Source organism: Acetobacter fallax (assembly GCF_011516735.1).
Lineage (GTDB): Bacteria > Pseudomonadota > Alphaproteobacteria > Acetobacterales > Acetobacteraceae > Acetobacter > Acetobacter fallax.
In genome coordinates this window covers 1-609 of sequence record NZ_WOSX01000155.1, presented here as the reverse complement: position 1 = coordinate 609, position 609 = coordinate 1, and the positions used below count along the sequence as shown (strand labels likewise).

1 pseudogene is annotated in these 609 nt (G+C 66.8%); it reads right to left on the bottom strand.

The features are described 5' to 3' along the window. Positions 1-609 (bottom strand): annotated as a pseudogene (locus GOB85_RS18950) (Tn3 family transposase); the annotation flags it as partial.

The following is a 609-nucleotide window of genomic DNA, read 5'->3' as shown; positions in this document are numbered from 1 at the left end:
TGGTGCTCTACGGCGCGATAGCGCCGGCTTCCCTCGACCCACATATCCCCCGCGCGCAGCCGGTCGCGCAGTTCCGCCAGGACGCAGAACACGAAGATGCGGCGGTCGAGATCAGCACGGTCGATCCGCTTCCGCCAGCTCGTCCGGACAAAGCCGAGCGGCACGTCGGCCGGAAGCCTCCGGCCGTCGGCGAGTCCGCGCAGGGTCTCGACAGCTTGGGCAAGAGGTGCGCAGGCGGGAACAGCCCCGAAAGTGAAGGCGGCGACGAACGCAGGACCGATCTGGCGCAGGATCGGTGCGTTCTCTCGGGAGAGCGCCACGGGATCGAGCGGATCAGGACGAACGAGACGACGGGCTTCCGCGACTTTCCGTGTCAGCACGTCCCAGCCGATGACGCCCTCGATCGCCGCGTATGGATCGGCGTCGTCAGCGCGGGCGCTCAACACCGCATCGCCGATCTCGGCCAGAAGGCGGATTTTGGCGTTGATGGTCCGACGGTCGCGTTTCAATGCGGCTTCCTCGCGCCGTTCCGCCCGGCGGAACAACTGACCGAACAGACGCTCGAACATGAGCACCGCGTCGTCTGTCAGCGTCATCTGCGTCTCGATG